Raw genomic sequence first — 25,597 nt, 5'->3', positions numbered from 1 at the left:
TGAGGGCTTGTTTCATCCCGATCGACGTTTCCCCTCGGACGGGCAGGATCAAAGCCGCCCGGAAGGGGCCGTCGGCGACTCCGACTGATCCTGGAACAGGCCGGTTTGAACTCCCAGCCCCGTCGACCCGCGCAAGTCCCGGCGAGGTTTCGGTGGGTCCCGGATCTATCCACGAACAGACCCACACCTGCCTCGCGCGCGGCCCTGCGCGGCCCCGCTCGGTTCCATCCCCATCGCCTGCTTGGGCCGGTACCAAGAGCCCTCCTCGTGATGGAGACAGCTCTATTGTGCAGCGGCGCGGGTGGCGATCAGNGGGTCGACTTCGGCGGCGTGGCCAATGATGTCGATCCCGGCGAGGTTTCGGTGGGTCCCGGATCTATCCACGAACAGACCCACACCTGCCTCGCGCGCGGCCCTGCGCGGCCCCGCTCGGTTCCATCCCCATCGCCTGCTTGGGCCGGTACCAAGAGCCCTCCTCGTGATGGAGACAGCTCTATTGTGCAGCGGGTTTGAGCGCGGCGGTCAGTGTGACGCTGATTTTCTTGCAGGGCGTTGGAAAGGCTGGAGTTCCTTCCGGCGCGGGCGGGGATACAGGCGCGCTCATCCCCGTCAGGCGGATGCTTTCAACGTCCGAGAAGGGTGGAAGTCGGACAACCGTTCTTCCCTCCCCCTTGTGGGGAGGGGGGACCAGCGAAGCTGGTGGGTGGGGCTTCACCGCCGCAATGACGCCCTGCACCGATTCCCCATCCGACCCGCTACGCGGGCCACCCTCCCCGCAAGGGGGAGGGAGAACCGTTTCTCTTGCTGTTTCTTCCTAACTACGCCGCGTCGATGATCGCCAGGAAGTCCGCCGCCTTCAGCGACGCCCCGCCGACCAGGGCGCCGCCGACTTCCGGCGTCGCCAGGATCTCGCGGGCGTTGTCGGGCTTGACCGAGCCGCCGTAGAGGATCGGCACGGTGGCCCCGTGCTGGCCGAACCGTTCGATCAGCACGGCGCGCAGGGCGGCGTGGATGGCGGCGATGTCGGCCACGGTGGGCGTGCGGCCCGTGCCGATGGCCCAGACCGGCTCATAGGCCACGGCGAAATCTTGGCCGGCCAGCGAGGCGGGCAGCGAGGCGCGCGCCATGCCGGTGACCACCGCCTGGGCCTGGCCGGCGTCGCGCTGGGCCAGGGTCTCGCCGCAGCAGACGATCGGTTCCAGGCCGGCGGCCAGGGCGGCCTCGACCTTGGCCGACACCAGGGCGTCGCTTTCGCCGTGGGCGGCGCGGCGCTCGGAGTGGCCGAGAATCACCAGCCTGGCCCCGGCGTCGGCCAGCATGGTCGCCGAGACATCGCCGGTATGGGCGCCGGAAGGGCTTTGATGGCAGTCCTGGCCGCCGACCAGCACGCCTTCGCCGGCCATCGCCTCGGACATCCGGTGCAGCAGGGTGGCCGGCGGACACAGCGCCACCCGGGCGGCGGGGGGCTTGGACGCCACGGCGGCGGCCACGGCGCGGGCTTCGTCCAGCGAGGTTTCGAGGCCGAACATCTTCCAATTTCCGGCGATCAGCGGCCGGGGCGTGGTCAAGGAAAGGGTCATGTCCCCGGTTTGGGACCCCGGCCGCCCGGGAAGTCAAGACCGCTTGCGCCGGTCCGCGCCGCTTGCCCGCGCCCCCACGGCTCTACTATACCCGCAACTCGCGTCCGTTCCGTCGCCTTGGGTGGACGTCGCGCGGTTCTTGAGGAAGGTTTCTCCCAGTCATGCTCGCCGGCTTCCGCTCCTTCGCCAAATCCCCGTTCGCGGTGGTCCTGTTTGGTCTGCTCATCGTCAGCTTCGCGGTGTTCGGCATCAGCGACGTGTTCCGCCATCCGCCCGGCAAGTGGGTGATCGCGGCCGGGTCGCGCAACGTGCCGCCGGAGGACTTCAAGACGCGGTTCGAGGGTTATCGCAAGCAGCAGCAGGCGCAGGGCCAGACCATCACCCCCGACCTGGCCGTCGAGGCCGGCCTGGACCGCCAGATGCTGCAGCAACTGGCGCTGCAGGAATCGATGGCCGAGCTGATCCATCAGATGGGTATCCGCCCGTCCGACAAGCTGGTCGGCGACATCCTGCGCGAGCAACTGGCCGCCCTGCCCCCGGGCCAGCGCCCGTTCGACCCGATCACCGGCAAGTTCGACCCCAAGATGTACGCGGCGCTGCTGGCCGAGAACCAGCTGAATCCGGCGCGGTACGAAGCCACGCTGCGCGACGACATCGCCCAGACCCAGATGCTGGCGGCCGTCGCGGGCGGTCTCCGCGCGCCGCGCATCTACTCCGCCCTGCAAGCGGCCTATGGCCTGGAGGCCCGCGACCTGGCGGCCTTCGCGATCAACCCCTCGATCGTCGAGAAGCCCGCCCCGCCGACCGACGCCCAGCTCCAGGCCTTCATGAAGGAACACGCCGAGCAGCTGACCCGCCCCGAGACCCGGGTGCTATCGGTGGCCCGCTTCAGCGCCAAGGCCCTGGAGCCGTCGGCGACCGTCAACGAGGCCGACGTCGTCAAGACCTTCAACTTCCGCAAGGACACCCTGGGCGTGGCCGAGACCCGCTCCTACGTCCAGGTCTTCGCCCCCGACGCCAAGGCCGCCGCGGTGATCGCCCAGCGCCTGGCCAAGGGCGACCAGCCCGCCGTCGTCGCCAGCGCCTACGGCAAGCAGCCGGTGATGATCGACTCCAAGCCGAAGTCGGCCCTGCCCGACGCCAAGGTGGCCGCGGCGGTGTTCGCCCTGGCCGAGGGCCAGGTCAGCCCGCCGATCGCCGGCGACCTCGGCGTCTCGGTGGTCAAGCTGGTCAAGATCAACCCGCCCACCGTCCCGACCCTGGAGTCGCAGCGCCCCGCCATCGAGGCCGAGTTGAAGGTCCAGGCCGCCCAGGCCAAGGCCTATGAGCAGACCCAGACCTACCAGGACGCCCACGACGGCGGCGCCAACCTGCTGGACGCCGCCGCCAAGGCCGGCGCCCTGGTGCTGACCACCGCGCCGATCGCCGCCCAGGGCGTCGACGAGAGCGGCCAGCCGGTTCCGGGCCTGACGCCCGAGGTGCTGAAGACCGCCTTCGAACTGTCGTCCGGCGGCGAGAGCGAGCTGATCGAGGCCGGCAAGGGCGAGTACTACGCCGTCCGCGTCGAGAAGGTCATTCCCAAGGCCCTGCCGCCCCTGGCCGAGATCAAGCCGCAGCTGACCCAGCAGTGGATGATCACCAAGCTGCTCGAGCGCATGAAGGCCAAGGCCGACGAGCTGGGCGCCCGGGTCAAGAAGGGCGAGTCGATGGAGGCCGTCGCCGCCGCCGCCGGCTCCAACGTCCAGCGCGTGCCCAACATCACCCGCGAGAACGCCCGTCAGTTCCAGGGCCTGGGCCGCGACCTGCTGGTCGCCACCTTCGGCGCCAAGCCGGGCGAGCCCTTCACCGCCCGCGCCCCGCAGGGCGGCTTCCTGGTCGCCAAGGTCGAGGCCGTCCGCCCCGGCGCCGCGCCGCAGATGGCCCGGATCACCGAGGCGATGCGCGGCCAGACCTCGCAAGGCCTGCTGCGCGACGTCAGCCTGGCCGCCCAGGACGCCGCCAAGGCCCAGCTGAAGACCAAGGTCAATCTCGACCTGGCCCGCCAGGCGATCGGCGTCGACACCACCCTCCTGCCCAAGGACGGCGGCAAGCCCAAGGCCAAGGAAAAGGCTCAATGAGCCTGGAGCCCAGCCTCGAGGCCTTTACCGCCGCCTATGAGTCTGGCCGCCCGCAGGTGGTCTGGACCCGGCTGATCGACGACCTGGAGACGCCGGTCTCGGCCTATCTGAAGATCGGTCACGGCCGGCCCTACGCCTTCCTGTTCGAAAGCGTCGAGGGCGGGACCTGGCGCGGCCGCTATTCGATCGTCGCCATGAAGCCCGACCTGGTCTGGCGCTGCCGCGGCGACCAGGCCGAGATCGCCCAGGGCGACGACATCGCCGCCGGCCGGTTCACGCCGCAGGCCGGCGGCGCCCTCGACAGCCTGCGCGACCTGATCGCCGCCTCGCGCATCACGCTGCCGGCCGGCCTGCCGCCGCCGTCGGCCGGCGTGTTCGGAGCCCTGGGCTACGACATGGTCCGGCTGGCCGAGCGCCTGCCCGACGTCAATCCCGACAGCCTGGGTCTTCCGGACGGGATCATGACCCGGCCGTCGATCGTGGCGGTGTTCGACGCCATCGCCCAGGAGATCATCCTGGTCACCACGGCGCGCCCCGCCGCCGGTGTCTCGGCCCAGGACGCCTACGCCGCCGCCCGCGCGCGGATCGAGACGGTGATGGCTGACCTGCGCCGTCCCCTGGCCCACGACGCCCCGCGTCCCAGCCACGGCCCGATGGACTTCACCACCCCGGTCAGCCGCGCCGACTACGCGGAGATCGTCGAGAAAGCCAAGGACTACATCCGGGCCGGCGACATCTTCCAGGTGGTGCCCAGCCATCGGTTCCGCGCGCCATTCGAACTGGACGCCTTCGCCCTCTACCGCTCGCTGCGGCGAACCAATCCGTCGCCGTTCCTGTATTTCCTCGACCTCGACGGCTTCGAGCTGGTCGGCTCGTCCCCCGAGATCCTGGTGCGCCTGCGCGACGGCAAGATCACCATCCGCCCGATCGCCGGCACCCGTCCGCGCGGCGCGACGCCGGAAGAGGACCTGGCGCTGGAGAAGGAACTGCTGGCCGATCCCAAGGAGCGGTCCGAGCACCTGATGCTGCTGGACCTGGGCCGCAACGACGTCGGTCGCGTCGCCATGCTCAAGCACGCCGGCAGCAACGATCCGGCGACCAAAGGCAGGCACGCCAACGTCCGCGTCACCGACAGCTTCAAGATCGAACGCTACAGCCACGTGATGCACATCGTCTCCAACGTCGAGGGCGACGCCCCCGAGGGCGTGGACCCGGTCGACGTGCTGATGGCCGCCCTGCCCGCCGGCACCCTGTCCGGCGCGCCCAAGGTGCGGGCGATGGAGATCATCGACGAACTGGAGATCGAAAAGCGCGGCATCGGCTACGCCGGCGCGGTCGGCTATATCGGCGCCGACGGCTCGGTGGACACCTGCATCGTGCTGCGCACGGCGCTGGTCAAGGACGGCATGATGTACGTCCAGGCCGGCGGCGGGATCGTCGCCGACAGCGATCCGGACGCCGAGTACGACGAGACCCTGCACAAGTCCCGCGCCCTCAAGCGCGCCGCCGAGGAAGCCTGGCGCTTCGCCTAACCGCCCAGGCGGTCGGCCGGCAGATGCTGGGTGACCGCCGGCGGGGCCATCACCATCACGGTGGCGAAGGTGATGGCGCTGAGCGCCGCGAAGGCCGCGGCGGCCAGCACCGGCCCCATCCTCTGCCGGCGCGCGGGCCGGCGCAGCAGGGCCCGGGCATAGGCCACGGCGGCGGTGTCGAGAGCGGAATCAGCAACGTCCATGGCCGCCAGCATGCACGGCCATGACGGGCCGCGCGACATCACAGATGTCGCACCTAAATCCTTGATCTCCACAACGGTCCGCGAAATAGCGGTGACAGCCTCGGTGACGGTGGCGCTCCTTCCCCGCCTAAGGAAAGATGCGTCGGCGTCCGCGACGGCGATTCTCATGGTGCACGGTCAGCGTCGGGAAAATTGGGGGACCACAATGAAGCGATTTCTTATGGCGTTGCCGCTTCTGTTCATCGGGACGAACGCGGGCGCATCGACGACCAACTACGGCTATGTGACGGCGTTTCTTCAGGCGGGCGGCGTCGTCATGTTCTACCAGGACGGCGACAGATCCGGCGCGCCCTCCTGTCAGGGAGCAGACGTGCCAAAACGATGGGCGTTCGATGCGTCGACCGGCGCGGGACACGCCATGCTGTCCATCCTGCTCACCGCATACGCCCAGCATCGAACCGTAAAGATCGTCGGAACCGGCGCCTGCTCTGTGCAGGGCGACACGGAAACGGTCTTCCTCCTGGCGACCGACGGCATCTAGACTGGCGCCTCCACGAGACAACGACCGACGTTCGGCTTTCGCGGGCTTTTCAAGGTTCGAGACAACCCCATTGCGCAGCTTGGCTTGCGATACGGTTGTCACTAAAAGCTGGGCCAGGAAAAGGCGGCGTCATGATCCTGGTCATCGATAACTACGACAGCTTCACCTACAACCTCGTCCACTATCTGAACGAGCTGGGGGCCGAGACCGTCGTTCATCGCAACGACGACCTGACCGTGCAGGAGGCCCTGGGCCTTCACCCGCAGGCGGTGTTGCTGTCGCCCGGTCCCAAGGCCCCCGACCAGGCCGGCATCTGCCTGCCGCTGCTGCGCGGCGCGGCCGACGACCTGGCCATCCTCGGCGTCTGCCTGGGCCACCAGGCGATCGGCCAGGCCTATGGCGGCGACGTGATCCGCGCCAAGTCGGTGATGCACGGCAAGACCAGCAAGATCTTCCACAACGACCAGGGCATCTTCAAGGGCCTGCCCAACCCGTTCATCGCCACCCGCTACCACAGCCTGGCGGTCGACCGGGCCACCCTGCCCGCCGAGCTGGAGATCACCGCCTGGACCGAGGACGGCGAGATCATGGGCGTGCAGCACCGGACGCGACCGGTCTACGGCGTGCAGTTCCACCCCGAATCGATCGCCACCGAGGGCGGCCACCAGCTGCTGGCCAACTTCCTGGACCTGGCCAAGGTCAAGCGCGACGCGGCGATCTGGGTCTAGCCGTGTCGGACGCCTTCAAGCCCCTGCTCGCCAAGCTGGCCGACGGCCAGACCCTGGACGAGGACGACGCCGAGCTGTTCTTCGCCGCCTGCCTGCGCGGCGAGCCGACGCCCGCCCAGGTGGCCGCGGCGGTCACCGCCATGCGCCTGCGCGGCGAGACGGTCGGCGAGATCACCGCCTGCGCCCGCGCCATGCGCCGCGCCGCCATCCACCTGGACCATCCCTACGACGTCATCGACGTCTGCGGCACCGGCGGCGACGGCCTGCACACCCTCAACATCTCGACCGCCGTGGGCTTCGTGGCGGCCGGCGGCGGCCTGAAGGTCGCCAAGCACGGCAACCGGGCGATCACCAGCAAGTCCGGCACCGCCGACGTGCTGGCCGCCCTGGGGGTCAATATCGACGCCTCCCTGGCCCAGCAGCGCCAGGCGCTGGACGACGCCGGCATCTGCTTCCTGTTCGCCCAGTCGCACCACGGGGCGATGAAGCACGTCTCGCCGATCCGCCAGCAGCTGGGCTTCCGCACGATCTTCAACCTGCTGGGTCCGCTGACCAATCCGGCCGGCGCCCGGCGCCAGGTCGTCGGCGTCTCGGCCCACCGCTTCGTCGAACCCGTGGCCAAGGCCCTGGGCGCCCTGGGGGCCGAGCGCGCCTGGTCGGTGCACGGCTCGGGCCTGGACGAGCTGACCACCACCGGCGAGACCGAGGTCGCCGAATGGCGCGACGGGTCGGTGCGCCTGTTCACCATCACCCCCGAGGCCGTCGGCCTGCCGCGCGCCGCCCTGGCCGACATCACCGGTGGCGAGCCCGCTTACAACGCCGCCGCCCTGACCGCCCTGCTGGACGGCCAGACCGGTCCCTATCGCGACATCGTCATGCTCAACGCCGCCGCCGCCTTCCTGGTGGCCGACAGGGTCGAGACCCTGCGCGAGGGCGTCGAACTGGCCGGCGCGGTGCTCGACGACGGCCGGGCCAAGGCCGCCCTGGCCGGTCTGGTCGCCGCCACCAACAGCGAAACCCTCCCCACATGACCGACATCCTCGCCAAGATCGCCGCCTACAAGCGCGAGGAGGTCGCCGACCGGAAGCGTCGCCGGTCCTTCGCCCAGGTCGACGCCGCCGCCAAGGCCGCCAACAGCCCGCGCGGCTTCCGTTCCGCGCTGGAGGCCGCCCATGCGCCGGGCAAGCTGGCCCTGATCGCCGAGATCAAGAAGGCCTCGCCGTCCAAGGGCCTGATCCGCGCCGATTTCGACCCGCCGGCCCTGGCCCGGGCCTACGAAGCCGGCGGCGCGACCTGCCTGTCGGTGCTGACCGACGGCCCCAGCTTCCAGGGCGCCGACGGCTATCTGATCGACGCCCGCGCCGCCGTCGCCCTGCCCTGCATCCGCAAGGACTTCCTGGTCGACCCCTGGCAGGTCGCCGAGAGCCGCGCCCTGGGGGCCGACGCCATCCTGGTGATCCTGGCGATGGTCGACGACGTCCTGGCCGCCGAGCTGATGGCCGAGGCCGCCCGCCTCTCCATGGACGCCCTGGTCGAGGTCCATGACGAGGCCGAGATGGCCCGGGCCGGCGCGCTGGGCTCCATCCTGGTCGGGATCAACAACCGTGACCTCAAGAGCTTCGTGGTCGACCTGGCGGTCACCGAGCGCCTGGCCGTCCAGGCGCCCAGGGACGCCCTGCTGGTCACCGAGAGCGGTCTGTTCGCTAGCGCCGACGCCGCGCGGATGGAGGCGGCCGGCGCCAAGGCCATGCTGGTCGGCGAAAGCCTGATGCGCCAGGCCGATGTGGCGGCGGCGACGCGGGCGCTGCTGGGCTAGCTACCAAACGAACGGAATCAGCGCCGCCTTCTGCTTGCGGTAATCGATGTGCTCCTGGCCGAATCGCTGGGTCAGGGCCGCGTCCTCGACCCGGATTCGCCAGCCGAATGCGATCAGGCCGGCCACGGCCAGGGCGAGCACCGACAGTCCGCTGCCCAGGGCCAACCCGACGCCCATCAGAGTGAGCAGGCTCCCGAGATAGGCCGGATTGCGCACGATCTGGTACGGCCCCGTGGTGATCATCCGATGGCCGTCCTGCAGGTGCACGGTGCGCCGGAAGAAGGAGCCCAGGGTCAGGATGGCCCACAGGCGCAAGGCCAGGCCGCCCCAGATCAGAATCAAGGCCGCGGCGCGCGCCTCGGCCTTCCACTGGGTTATACGAGCGAAATCAAACGCATGTGACACATAGAAGGCGACGAAGAGCCCCACCCCGATCCCCAGCACCATCGCGCGCAGGCTCCCCCGGTCGGCGTCCTGACCACTAGCGACCCGCCGATCCCGCAGCCAGACCCAGGTCTCGAACAGGAAGAACGCCGCGTAGCTGATCCAGAAGGCGCGCGGCCAACCGACCGTCAGAAGCCATGTATTGGCCATGTGGCGGAGCGCTCCTCACGCTGTCGAAGGCTTCTAGCTACAGCGAACTATGATCGTTTCGTCAACTTGACATTGACGCAGAACACCTAGAGAACATTCACAGAGGTTTGCGGTTTGTTCCGCGACGACTGACGAGGCCGGACATGCTCACGCGCAAGCAGCACGAGCTGCTGATGTTCATCCACGAGCGGATCAAGGAGAGCGGCGTCTCCCCCTCCTTCGACGAGATGAAGGAGGCGCTCGACCTGGCCTCCAAGTCGGGCATCCACCGCTTGATCACCGCCCTGGAAGAGCGCGGCTTCATCCGTCGCCTGGCCCACCGGGCTCGGGCGCTGGAGGTGGTCAAGCTACCGCAGCAGGCCACCACGGCGTCCCCGCCCAAGGGACGCGGCGCCTTCCGGCCACAGATCGTCGAAGGCGGCGGCCAGGCGCCGTCCGCCCCCGCCCCGGCCCAGATGGCCGCCGACAACAGCCGCGAACTGCCGATTCTCGGCCGCATCGCCGCCGGCACCCCGATCGACGCCATCCAGCACGAGCGCGAGCGCCTGCCAGTGCCGGAATCCATGCTCGGCGCCGGCGAGCACTATGTGCTCGAGGTGCAGGGCGACTCGATGATCGAGGCCGGCATCCTCGACGGCGACTATGTGATCATCAGGAAGGGCGACACCGCCAATTCGGGCGAGATCGTCGTCGCCCTGGTCGGCGAGGAAGCCACCCTCAAGCGCCTGCGCAAGAAGGGCGGCTCGATCGCCCTGGAGGCCGCCAACCCCAAGTACGAGACCCGAATCTTTGGTCCCGACCAGGTCGAGGTGCAGGGCAAGCTGGTGGGGCTGATCCGGCGGTATCACTAGGCTCCGCCTCACCGCTCATCCCGGCGAAAGCCGGGACCCAAGCCGAGCTTGAGGGCTCGCGCTGATCAGTACGGCAAACCCCGCTTGGGTCCCGGCTTTCGCCGGGATGAGCGGGGTTTTTGTGTTCAGGACGCCAGCCCCGCCGGCCGGTTCTCCACATACTGCGGCACCGCCAACGGCATCATCCATGGCTCGCGGCGCTTCACCCAGATCTCGTACTGCGGCGAGAACTGACCGGTTTCGTCGAGACCGCCCAGGTGCAGCTCGATCTCGTCGTCGCCTTCCGCCGTCCAGAACAGCGGCGAGCCGCAGACCGCGCAGCCGTGATAGCGGCCATGTTCGGAACTCATCCAGTCCAGCGTCTGACCCTCGACCCGCACCTTGCCGGCCCGGAAGGCCGCGAAGGCGTTGCAGGGCGCGCCGTGGCGCTTGCGGCAGGTCATGCAGTGGCACAGGCCCACCCGCAGCGGCCCGCCCTCGACGACATATCTCACCGCTCCGCAGGCGCATCCGCCTCGCCGTTCCATGGCGACCTCCGTCCCAGCGCCCCAGAGCTTCCTAACGCGGCCATCCCCAACGCGTTCGACGGATTTGCCCGTTTCAGAAATCCAGGCGTCCCTTGAGCTCTCCGAACGGGACCATGACGTGCTCGCGATAGGCCGGGCGTTCGCGGAGCCGCGCGTACCAGGCCTCCAGGCACGGCATCGACGGACGCGCGATCTCCAGCTCGAAATAGCGATAGAGGCAGCTCCCGATCGGGATGTCGGCCAGGGACAGTCCCTGCCCCGTCATGCCCTCCCCCGTCATGAACGCCCCCTCGGCCAGCCGCGCCTCGACCCGGGCCAGGCAGCGATGCGTGCGCTCCAGCGCCCTGGCGATCGCGGGCAAGTCGCGCAGGGCCTCGGGCGTTCGGTACCAGCCCCAGAACACGCCGCTCAGGAACGCCGGCTGCAACGTCGTCTGCGACCAATCCATCCACCCGTCGATGGGCGCGCGCGCCGCGGCGTCGGCGGGCCAGAACCGCGCCGCGCCGTAGGTCGCCGCCAGATAGCGCAGGATGGCGTGCGACTCCCACACCGCGGTCTCGCCGTCCTGGAGGACGGGGACCAGGCCGTGCGGGTTCAGGGCCCGGAACCCTGGATCGTCCAGCCCGCCGAAATCGCCGCCCGCCGGGATGTGCTGGTGAGGCAGGTCCAGTTCGCCGATCAGCCACAGCACCTTCTGAACGTTGAACGAACTGCGACGGCCCCAGACCTTGAGCATCGGTGGTTCCTAGACTGATGGTTTTGAATTGAGCCGCCCCCCTCGCTCCGTTTCCCCGGCGAAGGCCGGGGCCCAGGTTCAGCCGTCGCATCGGAAGATGATCCGAAATACTCCGCCCTATGATCTGGACCCCGGCCTTCGCCGGGGAAACGGAACCAAACTGGCGATCCCACTGTCAATCACCATGCCTAACCCGCGCCCGTCCAGGGCCTGACGCCCCGCAGAGGCTGGGCCCGGACGATCCACCATTCGCCGTCGCGGCGATAGAGTTCGGCGGCGCCGCCCGCCGCGAAATCGGTCGCGTCGAGCACGATGCGGTCACGGCAGGCGGCGGGTTTGACCGCCGCGGCGCCGCGCAGCACGACGATCTCCGCCCCGGCGCACATCGCCGCCAGGGTTTCGCCGTCCGGCGCCGCGCGGCTCCAGGACAGGGCCAGGGCCACCGGGGCGGCGGCGGTCGGCCGGCAGGACCGCCGGTCGCAGATATAGCCCGTGTCGGGGTTCGGGTCGGCGACCGCCGTCGGGGCGATCGCCAAGCCGCGCCGGCGGCTCCACAGCTCGGCCCCGAACCGCCGGGCGTCGGGACGCAGCAACAGGGCCTGGTCGCCCCGGCGCACCGCCGCCGTGGTCCCGTCCGGGGCGATCCAGACGTCCGGAGCCGGTGGTCGGGGCCACAGCGCCACCGCCAGGGCCAGGGGCGCGCCGATCCAGCGCAGGCGACCGCGCCACAGGCACAGCAGCATCAGGCCGACGAAGGCCAGGGCCAGGGTGAAGGGCGGGCCGCTGGCCACCACCCGCTGGGCCCCGCCGGCGCTGGCGAAGCCGTCGGCGATCCACATCATGCCCGCGATGCCCCAGCCGGCCACGGTCAGGAACGGCCCGCCCAGCCCCAGACCCTCCAGGGCCGCGCCCAAGGCCAGGAACGGCATGATCACGAATGACGACAGCGGCGCGACCGCCAGGTTGGCCGGCAGGCCCCACACCGCCACCCGGTTGAAGTGCTGCATGGCGAACGGTCCGGTCGCCAGGCCGGCGACCAGACTGGCCCCGACGCTGACCGCCAGCCAGCTCAGGCCGCCTTGAAAGACCCGGATCGGCCAGGGGACCGAGATCTCCCGCACCGGACGGGGCCAGGCCTCGGCCAGGGCGACCAGGGCCGCCGTCGCCGCGAACGACATCTGAAAGCCGGGCGCGCCGGCGGATTCGGGCTGGACCAGCAGGATGACCAGGGCGGCGATCGCCAAGCCGTGCAGGCTGATAGCCTGGCGGTCAAACAGGATGGCGGCGAAGGCCACCGTGGCGGTGATCGCCGCGCGCAGGGCCGGCGGCGGCGCACCGGAGATCACCAGATAGGTCCCGACCGCCGCCAGCCCGACCAGGGCGGCGATCTTCTTGCCCGGAATCCGCAGCGCCGCCCACGGCCAGGCGGCGATGGCCAGCCGCGCCAGGCCGAAACAGAAGCCGCCGACGATGGCCATGTGCAGGCCCGAAATCGACAGGATATGGGCCAGGCCCGAGGCCCGCATGGCCTCGGTCTGTTCCTTGGTGATCCAGGCCTCGTGGCCGGTGACCATGGCCGCGGCGATCCCGCCCCGCTCGGGGCCCATCCGCGCGACGATCCGGCTGGCCAGCCGCCAGCGGAAGGCATTGACCGCCATGGCCAGGCGCAGGCGAGCCGGGGCTGCGTCCAGATCGATGGGCCTTGACTGGCCGATCGCGAAGCCGACCCCGCCCACGCCCCGGAACCAGGCGTCGCGGGCGAAATCGTAGGCGCCCGGCGCGGCGGGCGGCGGCGGCGGCCCCAGCATGGCCCGCAGCCGCACCGCCTGGCCGGGCGACGGGATGCCGTCGGCCTCGACCGTCACCCGCACCCGCTTGGGCGTGTCCTGAGGGGCCAGGCCGCTGATGCTGACCGGCGCGATCAGCAGCCGGGGTCCGCCCGCGCCTGGACTGACCACGTCGACCACGAAGCCCTCGACGCTCATCACCGAGCGGTCGCGGTCCAGGATCGGCGCGGCGACCAGGGTCGTGCGAACCTTGCCGGCCAAGGCCCCCGCCGCCAGGAAGGTCACCAACACCAGCAGCACCGACATCCCATGGGCCGAGCGCCGTCCCACCAGGGCGGCCAGCATCGCAAGGCCGGCCGTCAACCCGACCAGCAGCGCCCAGGACGGCTCGGCCCTGAGCTCCAGATAGCCGGCCGCGCCCAACCCGAACGCCACCGGCGACCACAGCATCCAGCGCTCGCGATTGCGGTCGATCTCGGCGATCAGCGCGGCGGCGACCTTCGCCGGACTAGGACGGGCGCGAAGACGCGTGCTAAGACGCGCCGCCCAGCCGCCGCCGGTCTTGCCCCCCAAGGACTTGCCCGATGTCGCGGTCCTCGCCACATCCGTGGCCTCCAATGCGTCAGCCTCGATCCCGATGACCAATTCCCCCGCCACGACCACCTCTGGTGTCGTCACCCGCTTCGCCCCGTCGCCGACCGGCTTCCTGCACATCGGCGGCGCGCGCACGGCGCTGTTCAACTGGTTATATGCACGCCATACGGGTGGAAAGTTCCTTGTTCGCGTCGAGGACACCGATCGCGAGCGTTCGACGCAGCCGGCCGTCGCCGCCATCTTCGAAGGCCTCGACTGGCTGGGCATGAAATCCGACGACGCGGTCGTCTTCCAGCACAAGCAGGCCGACCGCCATCGCGAGGCCGTCCAGCAACTGCTCGACACCGGCCATGCCTATCGCTGCTGGATGACCGTCGAGGAACTGGCCCTGGCCCGCGAGGCCGCCCGGGCCGGCGGGCCGGCCCTGCGCTCGCCGTGGCGCGACGCCCCGCCGCCCAACGACCCGACCCTGCCCCACGTCATCCGCTTCAAGGGCCCGCTGGACGGCACGACCCTGGTCGACGACCTGGTCAAGGGTCCGGTGACCTTCAACAACACCGATCTGGACGACCTGGTCCTGCTGCGGGCTCCCCAAGGTCAAGAGGGCGGCGCCCCGACCTACAACCTGGCCGTGGTGGTGGACGACCACGACATGGGCGTCACTCACGTGATCCGCGGCGACGACCACCTCAACAACGCCGCCCGCCAGACCCTGATCTATCAGGCGATGGGCTGGACCCTGCCGGCCTTCGGCCACATCCCGCTGATCCACGGCCCCGACGGCGCCAAGCTGAGCAAGCGTCATGGCGCGCAAGCGGTCGGCGAGTTCGCCGACATGGGCTACCTGCCCGAAGGCCTGCGCAACTACCTGGCCCGCCTGGGTTGGGGCCATGGCGACGACGAGGTGTTCAGCGACGAACAGGCCATCGCCTGGTTCGACGTCAAGGACGTGGTCAAGGCCCCCGCCCGCCTGGACTGGGCCAAGCTGAACTTCATCAACAGCCAGCACCTGCGCGTGGCCGAAGACGGCCGCCTGGCCGATCTGACGCTGAAAGCGCTGAACGCCCAGGGCGCGCCCCTGCCGCAAGACGCCGCCGCGCGCCTTCTGGCCACCGTTCCGCAGGTCAAGGAGGGCGCCAAAACCATCCTGGAGTTGGCCGAACACTGCGCGTTCGCCCTCAAGGTGCGTCCGCTGGCGCTCGAAGAAAAAACCCTCAAGCAGCTCAATGAGGAGACGGTGGAACGGCTGACGCGGCTGCGCGCCCAATTGGCCGCGGCGCCGGCCTGGGGCGTGTCGGAACTGGAGACGCTGTTGAAATCCTTCGCCGAATCCGAGAGCGTGGGCTTTGGCAAGTTCGGTCCGTCGCTGCGTGGGATCCTCACCGGCGGGGCCCAGGCGCCCGACCTGAACAAGATCATGGCCGCGCTTGGCCGCGACGAGTCTCTGGGGCGACTTGACGACGCCCTGTCGCCGCGCGCATGAGGCGCTATAACGCAACCGCGAAATCAAAAACTGGACTGATCGTTCCATTATTGAAGGGGTCTCTCGCATGACCGACAAAGCCACGCTGACGATCGGCGACAAGAGCTACGACCTGCCGATCCTCAAGGGCAGCACGGGCCCGGACGTCGTCGACGTGCGGAAGTTCTACGGCGATTCCGACCACTTCACCTTCGATCCCGGCTTCACCTCGACCGCGTCGTGCGAGAGCAAGATCACCTTTATCGACGGCGACGCCGGCATTTTGCTGCACCGCGGCTATCCGATCGGTCAACTGGCTGAGGAGTCCTCGTTCCTCGAGGTCTGCCATCTGCTGCTGAACGGCGAGCTGCCGTCGGCCGACGAATTCACCAAGTTCGAACGCAACATCACCTACCACACGATGCTGCACGCCCAGTTCGACACCTTCTTCCAGGGCTTCCGCCGCGACGCCCACCCGATGGCCGTGATGACCGGCGCGGTCGGCGCCCTGTCGGCCTTCTACGCCGACAGCCTGAACGTCGATGATCCCAAGCAACGCGAGATCAGCGCCCACCGCCTGATCGCCAAGATGCCGACCATCGCCGCGCGCGCCTTCCAGTACTCGCAGGGCCGTCCGTTCGTGACGCCGCGCAACGAGCTCAGCTACTCGGAAAACTTCCTGCGCATGTGCTTCTCGGTGCCGGCCGAGGACTGGGTTCCCAACCCCGTCCTGACCCGCGCCATGGACCGCATCTTCATCCTGCACGCCGACCACGAGCAGAACGCCTCGACCTCGACCGTCCGCCTGGCCGGCTCGTCGGGCGCGCACCCGTTCGCCTGCATCGCCGCCGGCATCGCCTGTCTCTGGGGCCCGTCGCACGGCGGCGCCAACCAGGAAGCCCTGGAGATGCTGGAAGAGATCGGCACGGTCGAGAACATTCCCGCATTCGTCCAAGGCGTGAAGGACAAGAAGTACAAGCTGATGGGCTTCGGCCATCGGGTGTACAAGAACTTCGACCCCCGGGCCACGGTCATGCAGAAGACTTGCTACGAAGTGCTGGAGCAACTGGGCATCAACGACCCGCTGCTGCACGTGGCCATGGAGTTGGAGAAGGTCGCGCTCAGCGATCCCTACTTCATCGACCGCAAGCTCTATCCGAACATCGACTTCTACTCGGGCATCACCCTGCGCGCGATGGGCTTCCCGAAGGAGATGTTCACCGTGCTGTTCGCCCTGGCCCGCACCGTCGGCTGGATCAGCCAGTGGAAGGAAATGTTCGAGGATCCCTCGCGCAAGATCGGCCGCCCGCGCCAGCTCTATACCGGCGCGACGCAACGCGACTACGTGCCGGTCGACAAGCGCGGCTAAGCGCTTCTCCGACCGCCGAACGGGAAAAGGCCTCGCGAAAGCGGGGCCTTTTTGCTGGGCGCGACCCTATGAAGCGGCTCGCGGCGCTTCGCTTTTTCCAACCTTGGCGCCACGATGCTGACGCGGGCGAATGATCTGAAGAGGTCGTGACCAAGCGTAAAACAGTTTCTGGAGTGCGATGAACAGGCGAGCACAGGACCCCCAACGGGATCGTCAGGCGCCGGTTCGCCGCGCTCTGGGCAAGCGCGGGAGCTGGCTGGCCGGGGCGGTGAGCGTCGGAGCCCATGCCGCGCTCCTGCTCGCCCTGCTGTCCGCGCGGGTGGAGCCGCCCATGGTCCCGGACGTCGAGCCCATCGTGGTGGCGCTCGTCGCGCCGCCACCGCCTCCTCCTCCTCCGCCGCCGCCGCCGCCCAAGGTTCAAGCGCCCAAGGCCAAGGCCCCCGCCGCCGCGCCGCCTTCGCCGGCCAAGTCTCCGCCCCGTTCCCGTCTCAAGCCGACCCGCAGGCCACCGCCGCCCGACGTCGAGCCCCTGCCCGCCAGCGAAATTCCCACACCCGCGCCGGTTTTCGGATTGGGTGAGGCGGAACTGGCCGGCGCGAGAACCGCAGGCTCCGGAGCGGGAGGCGGCGGCGCCGGCGGCGAAGGCGGCGGCTGCAACATGGTGCGATTGATCCAGGACGGGCTTCGGAAGAATCCGAGGATCCAGTCCGCCATCGCTCGCGCCCACCCCGACGCCGTGGCGGCCGGCAAGGCGATCATGGTCTGGGATGGCGACTGGATGCGAAACTCCGGCGAGGAGGGCAAGGGCCTGGCCGGCATCCGGCAGGCCATCGCCATGGAGGTCGCCTTCGCGCCCGAGCCGTGCCGCGCCGACCCCGTGCACGGCCTCGTCCTGATTTCCCTGAACGATGGTCCCAGGTCTGTTCGGCTGGCCTTGGGAACGGGTCGGTGGCGCTGGTCGGACCTGGCGCTCGCGCAGTCGACCCGGCGCGGCTAGGGCATTCGCCGGGATGAGCGGATGTGTGGGTTGGAACCCTACCGCGTCTCCGCCGTGCGCAGGATGAAGCCCAGGATCTCGGCCACGGCCCGGTAGAGGGCCTCGGGAATCTCCTCGTCGAGCTCGATGGTCGACAGGGCCTGGGCCAGGGCCGGGTTCTCCTCGATCGGCACGCCGTGTTCGCGGGCCGTCTCGACGATCTTGTCGCCGACCCAGCCGCGACCGGTGGCCACCACGCGCGGGGCGTTCGGCTCCTCGTATTGCAGGGCCACGGCGATGCGTGGCGTCGCGCGGGAAATGGCCCCCGTCATGTGGCTTGATCCAGGAACTGGCCGGGCGCGGCGGCGGCGCTACGCGGCTGGCCGGCGTGGAAGGCGACCTCGGGCTCCAGGGCGGCCTCGCGCAGGGCGGCGTCCAGGCGATCCTGGCCGCCGCGCAGGCGGGCCATGCTGGCGGGACGCTCGGCCCACAGCGAGACGCGGGCCCGGTCGCCGGTCAGGGCCACCTGGGCGTGGACCGGGCCCATGGGCTCGACGTCCAGCGAGAAGCGGGCGCGCCAGGTGCGGCCCATCTGGCGGCCACCCTCCCCCCCCGCGCCGCCGCCGTCGCGGCTGATCTCGAACTGGGCCACGGCGGGCCCCTGGGGCGTCAGGAACGGCATGTCGAACACCCAGCGCGCGCCCTGTTCCTCGACGGGCCGGCCAGCGGCCGGCGCCTCGGGCAGCGAAGCGATCTGCAACAGTTCGGTACGGGCCAGGGCCGCGCCGGTCTCGGCCAACAGGCGATGGCCGATGGCGCGGGGGTCCGAACCGGGCGGCAGGCCCGGCTGGGCGGCGGCCTGGGCGTGGGTCGGAGCGCCGGCATAAGGCGGCGGGGTGTTCGACGGCGCGCCGGCCGCGACCTCGGGCCCGCCATAGGCCAGGGCGGCGGCCGTGGGCGCGCGGGCGGCCAGCGGCAAGGGCGGGAAGTCGTCGGCGACGATCGCCCCGAAGGCCGGCAGCGGCGCCGGCTGGGGTGGCGATGACGGCGGACGCCCGGCGCGTGACGCGTTCCAGGCGGCCGACCAGGCGGCCGCCGGCTTTTGGAGGCCTTGAGGCGCCTCTTCAGCCGGCACGGGCTTGGCAGGCAGCGCCTCCTCGCCTGGATCGAGCATCGGAACGGCGGGAGCGGCGGTCAGCGCCTGGGGCGTGCCGCGATCGGCGAGCAGGGCCGAAAACGCCGCCGCCGACGCGGCCGGATTCGGCGTCGAAGACGTCGCTGGGGGCGTCGCGAGGCCGCCGGCCTGGGCCGAGGTAGGCGGCGCGGTGTCCATCCAGGTCTTCACCACCTCGCGGAACACCAGCAGGGCGGCCTTCATGTCGCTGTTGGGCGTCGGCGTGGGGACGACCTTCGGCGGGGCGGTCAGGGTGCCGGTCGGCTGGCGGGAGACGCCGTCGGCCGGCGTGGCGGCGGCCAGTCGGGCCTCGAGGAACAGGCCCGAACGCTGCAGGGCCTGGCGAACTTCCGGACCGCTGATCTGGCCGTCCATCCGAGCGCGCAGGGCCAGGACCTGGTCGATCGCCGCCTTGACGGATCGGGGCACGCCGGGCTCGGCGGCGGCCTGGGCCATGTCGGCCATCAGCGGCGCCAGGCCGGCCTGACGGCCGGCGGCGCGGCTGGCGGCGGCGGCGACCGCGCGGGCCGGGGTGTCGGGCAAGGTGGCGGGATGGGCGGCGGCGCGAGCGGCCTCGGCGGCCTTGGCGCGGTCCAGCTCGCCCTCCCCCACCCCGTCCTTGACGGCGGGATTGGCGACCTCGGAATGGGACTGGCCGATCATCGCGCCCAGGGTCTCGACGGTCTGGACGATCGCGGCCCGCGCGAGCGCATCGGCGCTCGACTCGCCCCGGTTCACCGGAGTGTTCGGCGTCAGGGGCGTCAGAGGGGCGATCGAAAAGATCGGCACGCAAGGGCTCCAGACCTGGCGACGAGAAGTTCGCCAGTGATTCCAACCTAATGGAGAGCCATGAAGCGGATCTTAAAGGCTTGCTTAACGCCCGAGGCCGACATTGCCGGGGTCTTCCGGAGTTCAGCTTGACGATCCGCGACCCATCCCAGGCCTGGACCGGCATCACGGCCCATCGGCGCCGTGATCTCCTGACGATCCTGCCGATGTCGCTGGTCGCCGCGGCCGGCTCGGCGGTGTGGCTGGACACTCGCCTGATCATCGGCTGGCTGGTCGCGGTCTGCGTGTTCATCGGTCTCAACCTGGCGCTCGGCCGCTGGGTCGATCGCACGCCCGCGCCCAGCCGGGCCCAAGAGTGGCTGATCGCCGGCGTGACCTTCGTCTATACCGGCGCCTATTGCCTGCTGCCGTTCGCCATGGTCGTTGACGGCGCCCGGGCGGCCGCCGTGGCCGGCGCGGCCATGCTGGGGGCCGTGGCGCTGAGCAGCACCGCCGAGTTTCCGATCTCGCGCCGGATCGGGGCCGCTTCCTTGCTCGCCGTGCTGCTGGCCGCCGCCGCCGCCCTGCTGCGTCCCCAGGGCGGGGAGACACTGGGCCAGTCCCTGGTGGCCTTCGTCGCCGCCGCCTCCTTCCTGGCCTATGTGCTGGTCGCCGCCCTGCACCGCGCCGCCTCGCAGCAGCGACTGATGAACGCCCTGGCCGTCGCTCGCGACAAGGAGGCCGAGGCCGCCGCCGCCAACACCGCCAAGACCACCTTCCTGGCCACCATGAGCCACGAGATCCGCACGCCCCTGAACGGCGTGCTGGGCATGTTGCAGGTGATGGAGGCCGACCCGCTAAGCGAGGTCCAGCGCGAACGCCTGAAGATCGTCCGCAAGTCCGGCGAAGGCCTGACCGCGGTCCTCAACGATGTGCTCGACCTGTCGAAGATCGAGGCCGGTCGGCTGGAGATCGAGACCGTCGCCTTCGACCTGCCCGAACTGCTGGTCGGCTGCCACCACGCCTTCTCGGCGCCCGCGGTCGAAAAGGGTCTTCGCTACACCCTGACCATCGCCCCCGAGGCGCGCGGCCTCCATCACGGCGATCCGCTGCGGCTGCGGCAGGTGATCGGCAACCTGCTGTCCAACGCGGTGAAGTTCACGCCCCAGGGCGGCGTCGATCTCTCGGCCCGGCTGAACGACGGCGTGCTGGAGATCGCGGTGTCGGACACCGGGGTCGGCGTCGCGCCGGACAATCTGGACCGGCTGTTCGGCAAGTTCAGCCAGCTGGACGCTTCCAGCACCCGACGACACGGCGGCACTGGCCTGGGCCTGGCGATCTGCCGGGAGCTGTGCGGCCTGATGGGCGGCGCGATCGACGTCGCCAGCGCGGTCGACCACGGCTCGACCTTCACCGTCTTCCTGCCGGCCGACCGACTGAGCGCCGCCCTCGTCGCCCCGGCCAGGACCCCGCTCGACGCTCCCGCCACGCCCCGATCCTCGCCGCCGCGGGTGCTGGCCGCCGAGGACAACCACGTCAACCAGCTGGTGCTGCGGGCCATTCTCGGCCAGGCCGGGATCGAGCCGGTGATGGTCGCCAACGGCGCCCAGGCGGTGGGCGCCTGGCGCGACGGCGACTGGGACCTGGTGCTGATGGACGTTCACATGCCGCTGATGGACGGCATCGCCGCCACCCAGGAGATCCGTCGCCGCGAGGCCGCCGAGGGGCGAGCCCGGACGCCGATCATCGCCCTGACGGCCAACGCCATGAGCCATCAGGTGCAAAACCTGCTCGCCGAGGGTTTCGACGACCATGTCGCCAAGCCGATCGACGTGGCGACGCTGTTCTTGGCCGTGGACCGGGCCCTGACGCGTGTCGCCGACCGGCAGATGACGGCCGGTCTAGACCGCGCGTCCACGCCCCCGGAGGAAGTCCAGCAGGGCTGACGCGGCCGCCTCGGATGGGTCGGGCATGCCCCGGCCCATGCGGATCAGGGCGGCGGTCTGGGCGGCGGCCTGCCGGGCGCGAAGCCGCGGATCGTCCAGACGTCGCGCGACCTCGGCGGCCAGCGCCTCTCCCGTGCAGGCGTCCTGCAACAGCTCCGGCGCGACGGTGTCGTCGGCAGCGATGTTGAACAGCGTCACCCAGTGCGGTTTGAACAGTCGCTTCAGCAGCCAGTAGGTCACCGCGCCGGTGCGATAGCCGACGACCATGGGGCAGCCGGCCAGGGCCAGTTCGGTGGTCACCGTGCCGCTACAGGCCAGGGCGACCGTGCCGGCCGTCATGGCGTCGTCCTTCGCGGCGTCGTCCTCGATGACATGAGCGCGGAACGGCCAGGCCGCGACCCGGGCCTTGACCAGGTCGGCCACGGTCGAGGCGGCGGGCGCCACGACATGCAGGTTCGGACGTTCGGCCTTCAAGCGGCGCACGGCGTCCTCGAACGGCGGCATGACCCGCTCGATCTCCGAGGGGCGGCTGCCGGGCAGGACCAGCAGGATCGGGTCGCTCTCGCCAGCGCCGATCGCGGCCCGCAGCCGGGCCGGGTCGGCGCGGCTGAAATCATGGGCCAGGGCCGAGTTGCCGACGAACACGCTGGGAAGGCCCGCGGCGTCGAAGTACGGCCGATCCATCGGCTGGATCGACAGCAGCAGGTCCACCGCCCCGGCCAGGTCCTTGGCGCGGCCGGCCCGATAGGCCCAGACCTGGGGCGCGACGTACTTGACCAGCGGCAGGCCGGGGTCCTGCTTTCGCAGCGCCTTGGCCAGGCGGATGTTGAAGCCCCAGGAGTCGATCAGCACGGCCACATCGGGCTTTTCCCGGGCCGCCAGGGCCAGGGTGTCCTTCAGGCGGGCCATGGCCCGGGGATAGGCCTTCAGGCTCTCCACGATGCCCAGGATCGACAGCTGGGCGATGTCGAAGGGGCTCTCGACGCCCTCCAGCGCCATCTTGGCGCCGCCGATCCCGACGAAGCGGACCTGGTCGGGCCCCAGTCGGGCGCGCAGGGCTCGGGCCAGGCCGGCCCCGAGAGCGTCGCCGGAGGCCTCGGCGGCCACCAGCATCACCGTCAGGGGCCGGCTTTCGGGGGTCACGTCTCGACCCGCGGTTCGACCCCGTACACGAACAGGCCCAGATCGTCGGCGCAGGCGATGACCTGCTCGCGGTCGACGATCAGCAGCCGCCCCGCCTCGCCGACCACGCCGGCCAGGCCGGCCCGGGCCGCGCGCTGCAGGGTGGCCACGCCGATGGTCGGCAGGTCGACCTTGGTATGCTGGATCGGCTTGGGCGCCTTGGCCAGCACGCCGCGCGGACGCTCGGCGTTGCCGCGGATCGCCTGGGGCAACTCGGCCACCCGGCGCAGCATGCCGTCGGTGCCCTCCTGGGCCTCGACGGCCAGGACCAGGCCGTCGCAGACCACGGCGCCCTGGCCGACGTCCAGCGCGCCGATCGCCCGGGCCACTGTCAGGGCGCGGTCCATGTCTGCGACATGGCCCTCCGTGGGCGAATGGCGCCCCAGGGCGCCACGTGGCAGGGTCATCTCGCCGCGCACCTCGTGGGCGCCCTCGACGGCGAAACCTTCCTTCTCGAACTCGGCCAGCAGCCGGCGCAGCAGGGCGTCGTCGCCCTTGCGCGCGGCGTTGATCAGGCCCGGGATCACGGTCAGGCCGCGCAGGTCGGGCTTGATGGCCGTGAAATCTGGACGATCGACGACCCCGGCGAAGCACACGGCTTCGCAGCCCTCGGCCCGCAGCGCCTTGAACACCTTGCCGAACTCGCCCAGCCCGACCTCGACGCCCGGATAGCGGGCCAGGGCCGGGTCGGCGAAGGCGCGCAGACGCATCACCGCGAACGGACGGTTGGCAGCCTCGCAATGGGCCGCCAGTTCCAGCGGCAGGGACCCCCCGCCGGCGATCAGACCAAGCTTGCGCATGGTCCCCTAGACCTCGCGCTCGGGAAGGCACAGGGGCCGGTTGGCCTCGGCGCGGATGAAGTCGACGATCTCCATCACCTCCGGCGTGCCGGCATGGGCCTCGACCACGTCGTCCAGGCGCTCCTGGAAGGTGCCCTCGTCGGCGAACAGCAGGCGGTAGGCGGCCCGCAGGGCGTTGATCGCCTCGCGTGTGAAACCGCGGCGCTTCAGGCCCACCAGGTTCAGGCCCTCGAGGTGGGCGTGGTTGCCCCACACCGAGCCGTAGGGGATGATGTCCTTGGTCACCACGCCGCCGCCGCCGACGAACGAATAGCGGCCGATGCGGGTGAACTGGTGGACGGCCGAAAGCCCGCCCATGAACACGAAGTCGCCGATCACCACGTGACCGCCCAGGGTGGCGTTGTTGGCGAAGGTCACCCGGTCGCCGATCACGCAGTCGTGGGCCACGTGGGCGCCGACCATGTAGAGGCTGTCCGAGCCCACCGTCGTCACCCCGCCGCCGCCCACCGTGCCGGTGTGCATGGTGACGTGTTCGCGGATGGTGTTGCGCTCGCCGATCACCAGGCGGGTGTCCTCGCCCTTGTGGGCCAGGTGCTGGGGCGCGCCGCCCAGGAAGGCGAACGGATAGACCTGGGTGCCGGCCCCGATCGCCGTCGCGCCGTCGACCACGACGTGCGAAACCAGGCGGACGCCGTCGCCCAGCTGGACCTTGGGGCCCACGGTGCAGAACGGGCCGATCTCGACGTCCTGGCCCAGCTCCGCTTCGGGGGAGACGATGGCGCTCGGGTGGATTTGGGTCATTTGGTCGGCGTCTCCACCACCATGGCCGCGAACTCGGCCTCGGCGGCCACCTTGTCGCCGACCTTGGCCACGCCCTTGAACTTGAAGATGCTTGAGCGGGCGCGAGTCACCTCGACCTCCATGCGGATCACGTCGCCGGGCCGCACGGGCGTGCGGAAGCGGGCGTTGTCGACCGACATGAAAAAGATGGTCTTGCCCTCGGTGGCGACCTCGAGCGACTTGCTCATCAGTATCGCCCCGGTCTGGGCCAGGGCCTCGATGATCAGCACGCCGGGCATCACCGGATTGCCCGGGAAATGGCCCTGGAAGAACGGCTCGTTGATCGTCACGCACTTGATGCCGACGATCGACTGGTGCGGCCGATAGGCCTCGGCCCGGTCGACCAGCAGGAACGGATAGCGATGCGGGATCCTGTTCAGGATCTCGGCGATGTCGATGTTAGCCAGAACCTCCTTAGCGTGGGGCTCTTCGACTTTGGATTGGCTCATTCTAGCCCCTTGGTTCCCGGCTGCCCGCCTTGCGCGACAGCCACGCGGTCTCTCGGAGCCACCGCTTGAGCGGTCGCGCCGGAAACCCAGTCCATGTTTCGCCGGCCGGAACGTCCTTGAAGACCGAGGCGGCGGCGCCGATGCTGGCGCCCGCTCCGATCGTCAGATGGTCCGCCACGCCGGCCTTGCCGCCGAACGCGACGCCATCGCCCACCACCGTGCTGCCGGATATGCCCGTATGGGCGGCGGCGACGCAGTTGCGACCGAGCCGGACGTTGTGGGCGACATGGACGAGATTGTCGATCTTGCTGTTCTCGCCGATCGTCGTATCGCCGAAGGCGCCGCGATCGACGCAGCTGTTGGCCCCGATCGTCACGCCGTCCTGCAGGATGACACGGCCCAGCTGCGGCAGGTCCACGACGCCGGTCGGCCCGCCGGCCGCGCCGAATCCCGCCTCGCCGATCACCGCGCCGGCATGGATCGCGACCCGGTCACCGATCAAGGCGAAGCCGATCACCGCATTGGCGCCGATCCGGCAGTCGCGGCCAATGGCGACGCCCGGCCCGATGACCACGCCTGGGCCCAGATAGGTCCCGCGACCGATCCTGGCCCTCTGCCCGACCACGACGCCGGGAGACAGGATGACGCCCTCTTCCAGTTCGGCGTCGGGATGGACGTGCTGCGCGCCCTCATGCCGCCGGGGCGCGTGCAGGCGCTGGGCGGCCGCCGCCCACGCGGCTTGCGGGTGGCTGGTCAGCAGCAGCGCGCAGCCGGCGGGCGCGTTCGCCGCGTGTTCGGGCTTGAGAAAGCAGGCGCCGCCCCGCAGGCCCGCCAGGTCAGGCAGGCGCTTGGGGTCGGACAGGAAGGTGACGGCGCCGGCGCCGGCCCCTTCGAGCGGCGCGACATGCGAGGCATGATGGTCGCCGACGGCGGGGTCGGCCAGCCGAGCGCCGCTCAGGCTGGCCAGTTCCGCGAGGCTCGCCGGGCCCAGGTCTTCGAAAAAGCGTGGGTCCGGCATGGGTCCT

General features: G+C 70.4%; 24 protein-coding genes. 11 read left to right on the top strand and 13 right to left on the bottom strand.

What is annotated here, in order from left to right; genetic code table 11:
• Window positions 1-818 precede the first annotated feature (818 nt).
• Window positions 819-1,580 carry a triose-phosphate isomerase gene (tpiA, locus tag ASD79_RS05860; RefSeq protein WP_056720088.1) on the bottom strand — a complete coding sequence of 254 codons (762 nt, stop codon included), beginning with the start codon at window positions 1,578-1,580 and terminating at the stop codon, window positions 819-821.
• Between the two features lie 161 nt (window positions 1,581-1,741).
• Here tpiA and ASD79_RS05855 point away from each other — a divergent pair, with 161 nt between their 5' ends.
• Both ASD79_RS05855 and trpE read left to right on the top strand, forming a co-directional pair.
• Entirely contained in the window at window positions 1,742-3,697 is a 1,956-nt protein-coding gene (locus ASD79_RS05855; protein ID WP_056720087.1) for a peptidylprolyl isomerase, read from the top strand.
• Window positions 3,694-5,229 carry an anthranilate synthase component I gene (gene trpE, locus ASD79_RS05850; protein WP_056720086.1) on the top strand — a complete coding sequence of 512 codons (1,536 nt, stop codon included), beginning with the start codon at window positions 3,694-3,696 and terminating at the stop codon, window positions 5,227-5,229. The genes ASD79_RS05855 and trpE overlap by 4 nt, the downstream gene beginning before the upstream one ends.
• Here trpE and ASD79_RS24215 read toward each other — a convergent pair.
• A complete protein-coding gene (locus ASD79_RS24215) occupies window positions 5,226-5,432 on the bottom strand; it encodes a hypothetical protein (RefSeq protein ID WP_056720112.1) in 207 nt (68 codons plus the stop codon). The genes trpE and ASD79_RS24215 overlap by 4 nt on opposite strands.
• On the opposite strand from ASD79_RS24215, the gene ASD79_RS05840 reads away from it, so the two are divergent.
• The 4 genes from ASD79_RS05840 (at window position 5,431) to trpC (ending at window position 8,517) form a co-directional block, all read left to right on the top strand.
• Entirely contained in the window at window positions 5,431-5,973 is a 543-nt protein-coding gene (locus ASD79_RS05840; RefSeq protein ID WP_056720085.1) for a hypothetical protein, read from the top strand. The two genes, ASD79_RS24215 and ASD79_RS05840, sit on opposite strands and share 2 nt — an antisense overlap.
• A gap of 131 nt (window positions 5,974-6,104) precedes the next feature.
• Complete coding sequence (locus ASD79_RS05835; protein ID WP_056720084.1) at window positions 6,105-6,701, top strand: aminodeoxychorismate/anthranilate synthase component II; 597 nt, start codon at window positions 6,105-6,107, stop codon at window positions 6,699-6,701.
• A gap of 2 nt (window positions 6,702-6,703) precedes the next feature.
• A complete protein-coding gene (trpD, locus tag ASD79_RS05830) occupies window positions 6,704-7,732 on the top strand; it encodes an anthranilate phosphoribosyltransferase (protein WP_056720083.1) in 1,029 nt (342 codons plus the stop codon).
• Window positions 7,729-8,517, top strand: a complete 789-nt coding sequence (trpC, locus tag ASD79_RS05825) for an indole-3-glycerol phosphate synthase TrpC (RefSeq protein ID WP_056720082.1) — start codon at window positions 7,729-7,731, stop codon at window positions 8,515-8,517. The genes trpD and trpC overlap by 4 nt, the downstream gene beginning before the upstream one ends.
• On the opposite strand, the gene ASD79_RS05820 is transcribed toward trpC, so the two are convergent.
• A complete protein-coding gene (locus ASD79_RS05820) occupies window positions 8,518-9,111 on the bottom strand; it encodes an isoprenylcysteine carboxylmethyltransferase family protein (protein WP_056720081.1) in 594 nt (197 codons plus the stop codon). It abuts the gene before it with no gap.
• Window positions 9,112-9,254: 143 nt separating this feature from the next.
• Here ASD79_RS05820 and lexA point away from each other — a divergent pair, with 143 nt between their 5' ends.
• Window positions 9,255-9,962, top strand: a complete 708-nt coding sequence (gene lexA, locus ASD79_RS05815) for a transcriptional repressor LexA (protein WP_056720080.1) — start codon at window positions 9,255-9,257, stop codon at window positions 9,960-9,962.
• A 125-nt stretch (window positions 9,963-10,087) separates the two neighbouring features.
• Here lexA and ASD79_RS05810 read toward each other — a convergent pair whose 3' ends face one another.
• From ASD79_RS05810 to ASD79_RS05800, 3 genes are all read right to left on the bottom strand, one after another.
• Complete coding sequence (locus tag ASD79_RS05810) at window positions 10,088-10,489, bottom strand: GFA family protein (RefSeq protein WP_056720079.1); 402 nt, start codon at window positions 10,487-10,489, stop codon at window positions 10,088-10,090.
• A gap of 73 nt (window positions 10,490-10,562) precedes the next feature.
• Window positions 10,563-11,225 (bottom strand): glutathione S-transferase family protein, encoded by a 663-nt coding sequence (locus ASD79_RS05805; RefSeq protein ID WP_056720078.1) that lies wholly within the window; start codon window positions 11,223-11,225, stop codon window positions 10,563-10,565.
• A gap of 188 nt (window positions 11,226-11,413) precedes the next feature.
• Window positions 11,414-13,615, bottom strand: coding sequence for a ComEC/Rec2 family competence protein (locus ASD79_RS05800; protein WP_056720111.1), 2,202 nt, complete (start codon window positions 13,613-13,615; stop codon window positions 11,414-11,416).
• 34 nt (window positions 13,616-13,649) lie between these two features.
• Here ASD79_RS05800 and gltX point away from each other — a divergent pair, with 34 nt between their 5' ends.
• The 3 genes from gltX to ASD79_RS25395 all read left to right on the top strand — a co-directional run bounded on the left by gltX (window position 13,650) and on the right by ASD79_RS25395 (window position 17,434).
• A complete protein-coding gene (gltX, locus tag ASD79_RS05795) occupies window positions 13,650-15,089 on the top strand; it encodes a glutamate--tRNA ligase (RefSeq protein WP_056720077.1) in 1,440 nt (479 codons plus the stop codon).
• 67 nt (window positions 15,090-15,156) lie between these two features.
• Window positions 15,157-16,437 carry a citrate synthase gene (gltA, locus tag ASD79_RS05790; protein WP_056720076.1) on the top strand — a complete coding sequence of 427 codons (1,281 nt, stop codon included), beginning with the start codon at window positions 15,157-15,159 and terminating at the stop codon, window positions 16,435-16,437.
• 178 nt (window positions 16,438-16,615) lie between these two features.
• The gene (locus ASD79_RS25395) at window positions 16,616-17,434 is read left to right on the top strand and encodes a hypothetical protein (protein ID WP_056720075.1); all 819 of its coding nucleotides are present in this window, start codon (window positions 16,616-16,618) and stop codon (window positions 17,432-17,434) included.
• A gap of 38 nt (window positions 17,435-17,472) precedes the next feature.
• Here ASD79_RS25395 and ASD79_RS05780 read toward each other — a convergent pair whose 3' ends face one another.
• Both ASD79_RS05780 and ASD79_RS05775 read right to left on the bottom strand, forming a co-directional pair.
• Window positions 17,473-17,745, bottom strand: a complete 273-nt coding sequence (locus tag ASD79_RS05780; RefSeq protein WP_007673105.1) for an EscU/YscU/HrcU family type III secretion system export apparatus switch protein — start codon at window positions 17,743-17,745, stop codon at window positions 17,473-17,475.
• Window positions 17,742-19,376, bottom strand: a complete 1,635-nt coding sequence (locus tag ASD79_RS05775; RefSeq protein WP_056720074.1) for a flagellar hook-length control protein FliK — start codon at window positions 19,374-19,376, stop codon at window positions 17,742-17,744. Before ASD79_RS05775 ends, ASD79_RS05780 begins: the two co-directional genes overlap by 4 nt.
• A 128-nt stretch (window positions 19,377-19,504) precedes the next feature.
• Here ASD79_RS05775 and ASD79_RS05770 point away from each other — a divergent pair, with 128 nt between their 5' ends.
• Window positions 19,505-21,301, top strand: coding sequence for an ATP-binding protein (locus ASD79_RS05770; RefSeq protein WP_056720073.1), 1,797 nt, complete (start codon window positions 19,505-19,507; stop codon window positions 21,299-21,301).
• Here ASD79_RS05770 and lpxB read toward each other — a convergent pair.
• From lpxB to lpxD, 5 genes are read right to left on the bottom strand one after another with little or no spacing between them, the layout of a single operon-like run.
• Complete coding sequence (gene lpxB / locus ASD79_RS05765; protein WP_056720110.1) at window positions 21,257-22,414, bottom strand: lipid-A-disaccharide synthase; 1,158 nt, start codon at window positions 22,412-22,414, stop codon at window positions 21,257-21,259. The genes ASD79_RS05770 and lpxB overlap by 45 nt on opposite strands.
• Before the next feature lie 26 nt (window positions 22,415-22,440).
• The gene (locus ASD79_RS05760; RefSeq protein ID WP_056720072.1) at window positions 22,441-23,283 is read right to left on the bottom strand and encodes an LpxI family protein; all 843 of its coding nucleotides are present in this window, start codon (window positions 23,281-23,283) and stop codon (window positions 22,441-22,443) included.
• Window positions 23,284-23,289: 6 nt separating this feature from the next.
• The gene (gene lpxA, locus ASD79_RS05755; protein ID WP_056720071.1) at window positions 23,290-24,084 is read right to left on the bottom strand and encodes an acyl-ACP--UDP-N-acetylglucosamine O-acyltransferase; all 795 of its coding nucleotides are present in this window, start codon (window positions 24,082-24,084) and stop codon (window positions 23,290-23,292) included.
• Window positions 24,081-24,572, bottom strand: coding sequence for a 3-hydroxyacyl-ACP dehydratase FabZ (fabZ, locus tag ASD79_RS05750; protein ID WP_056720070.1), 492 nt, complete (start codon window positions 24,570-24,572; stop codon window positions 24,081-24,083). Before fabZ ends, lpxA begins: the two co-directional genes overlap by 4 nt.
• A 1-nt stretch (window position 24,573) precedes the next feature.
• Window positions 24,574-25,590: a UDP-3-O-(3-hydroxymyristoyl)glucosamine N-acyltransferase gene (lpxD, locus tag ASD79_RS05745; RefSeq protein WP_056720069.1), complete on the bottom strand. Its 1,017-nt coding sequence runs from the start codon at window positions 25,588-25,590 to the stop codon at window positions 24,574-24,576.
• Window positions 25,591-25,597 lie beyond the last annotated feature (7 nt).

It is taken from the genome of Caulobacter sp. Root655 (assembly GCF_001427665.1).
In the GTDB taxonomy this organism is placed as follows: Bacteria; Pseudomonadota; Alphaproteobacteria; order Caulobacterales; family Caulobacteraceae; genus Caulobacter.
The sequence above is the reverse complement of the archived record's forward strand: the minus strand, read 5'-3'. Positions and strand labels throughout refer to the sequence as shown.

Excerpts from the sequence above, each read along its gene's own strand:
- tpiA (WP_056720088.1), bottom strand. The coding sequence starts at position 1,580 with ATGACCCTTTCCTTGACCACGCCCCGGCCGCTGATCGCCGGAAATTGG.
- ASD79_RS05820 (WP_056720081.1), bottom strand. The coding sequence starts at position 9,111 with ATGGCCAATACATGGCTTCTGACGGTCGGTTGGCCGCGCGCCTTCTGG.
- ASD79_RS05760 (WP_056720072.1), bottom strand. The coding sequence starts at position 23,283 with ATGCGCAAGCTTGGTCTGATCGCCGGCGGGGGGTCCCTGCCGCTGGAA.
- trpC (WP_056720082.1), top strand. The coding sequence starts at position 7,729 with ATGACCGACATCCTCGCCAAGATCGCCGCCTACAAGCGCGAGGAGGTC.
- ASD79_RS05805 (WP_056720078.1), bottom strand. The coding sequence starts at position 11,225 with ATGCTCAAGGTCTGGGGCCGTCGCAGTTCGTTCAACGTTCAGAAGGTG.
- trpE (WP_056720086.1), top strand. The coding sequence starts at position 3,694 with ATGAGCCTGGAGCCCAGCCTCGAGGCCTTTACCGCCGCCTATGAGTCT.
- ASD79_RS05840 (WP_056720085.1), top strand. The coding sequence starts at position 5,431 with ATGGCCGCCAGCATGCACGGCCATGACGGGCCGCGCGACATCACAGAT.
- lpxD (WP_056720069.1), bottom strand. The coding sequence starts at position 25,590 with ATGCCGGACCCACGCTTTTTCGAAGACCTGGGCCCGGCGAGCCTCGCG.
- gltX (WP_056720077.1), top strand. The coding sequence starts at position 13,650 with ATGACCAATTCCCCCGCCACGACCACCTCTGGTGTCGTCACCCGCTTC.
- lexA (WP_056720080.1), top strand. The coding sequence starts at position 9,255 with ATGCTCACGCGCAAGCAGCACGAGCTGCTGATGTTCATCCACGAGCGG.
- fabZ (WP_056720070.1), bottom strand. The coding sequence starts at position 24,572 with ATGAGCCAATCCAAAGTCGAAGAGCCCCACGCTAAGGAGGTTCTGGCT.
- ASD79_RS25395 (WP_056720075.1), top strand. The coding sequence starts at position 16,616 with ATGAACAGGCGAGCACAGGACCCCCAACGGGATCGTCAGGCGCCGGTT.
- ASD79_RS05855 (WP_056720087.1), top strand. The coding sequence starts at position 1,742 with ATGCTCGCCGGCTTCCGCTCCTTCGCCAAATCCCCGTTCGCGGTGGTC.
- lpxB (WP_056720110.1), bottom strand. The coding sequence starts at position 22,414 with ATGCTGGTGGCCGCCGAGGCCTCCGGCGACGCTCTCGGGGCCGGCCTG.
- lpxA (WP_056720071.1), bottom strand. The coding sequence starts at position 24,084 with ATGACCCAAATCCACCCGAGCGCCATCGTCTCCCCCGAAGCGGAGCTG.
- ASD79_RS24215 (WP_056720112.1), bottom strand. The coding sequence starts at position 5,432 with ATGGACGTTGCTGATTCCGCTCTCGACACCGCCGCCGTGGCCTATGCC.
- ASD79_RS05835 (WP_056720084.1), top strand. The coding sequence starts at position 6,105 with ATGATCCTGGTCATCGATAACTACGACAGCTTCACCTACAACCTCGTC.
- gltA (WP_056720076.1), top strand. The coding sequence starts at position 15,157 with ATGACCGACAAAGCCACGCTGACGATCGGCGACAAGAGCTACGACCTG.
- ASD79_RS05810 (WP_056720079.1), bottom strand. The coding sequence starts at position 10,489 with ATGGAACGGCGAGGCGGATGCGCCTGCGGAGCGGTGAGATATGTCGTC.
- ASD79_RS05780 (WP_007673105.1), bottom strand. The coding sequence starts at position 17,745 with ATGACGGGGGCCATTTCCCGCGCGACGCCACGCATCGCCGTGGCCCTG.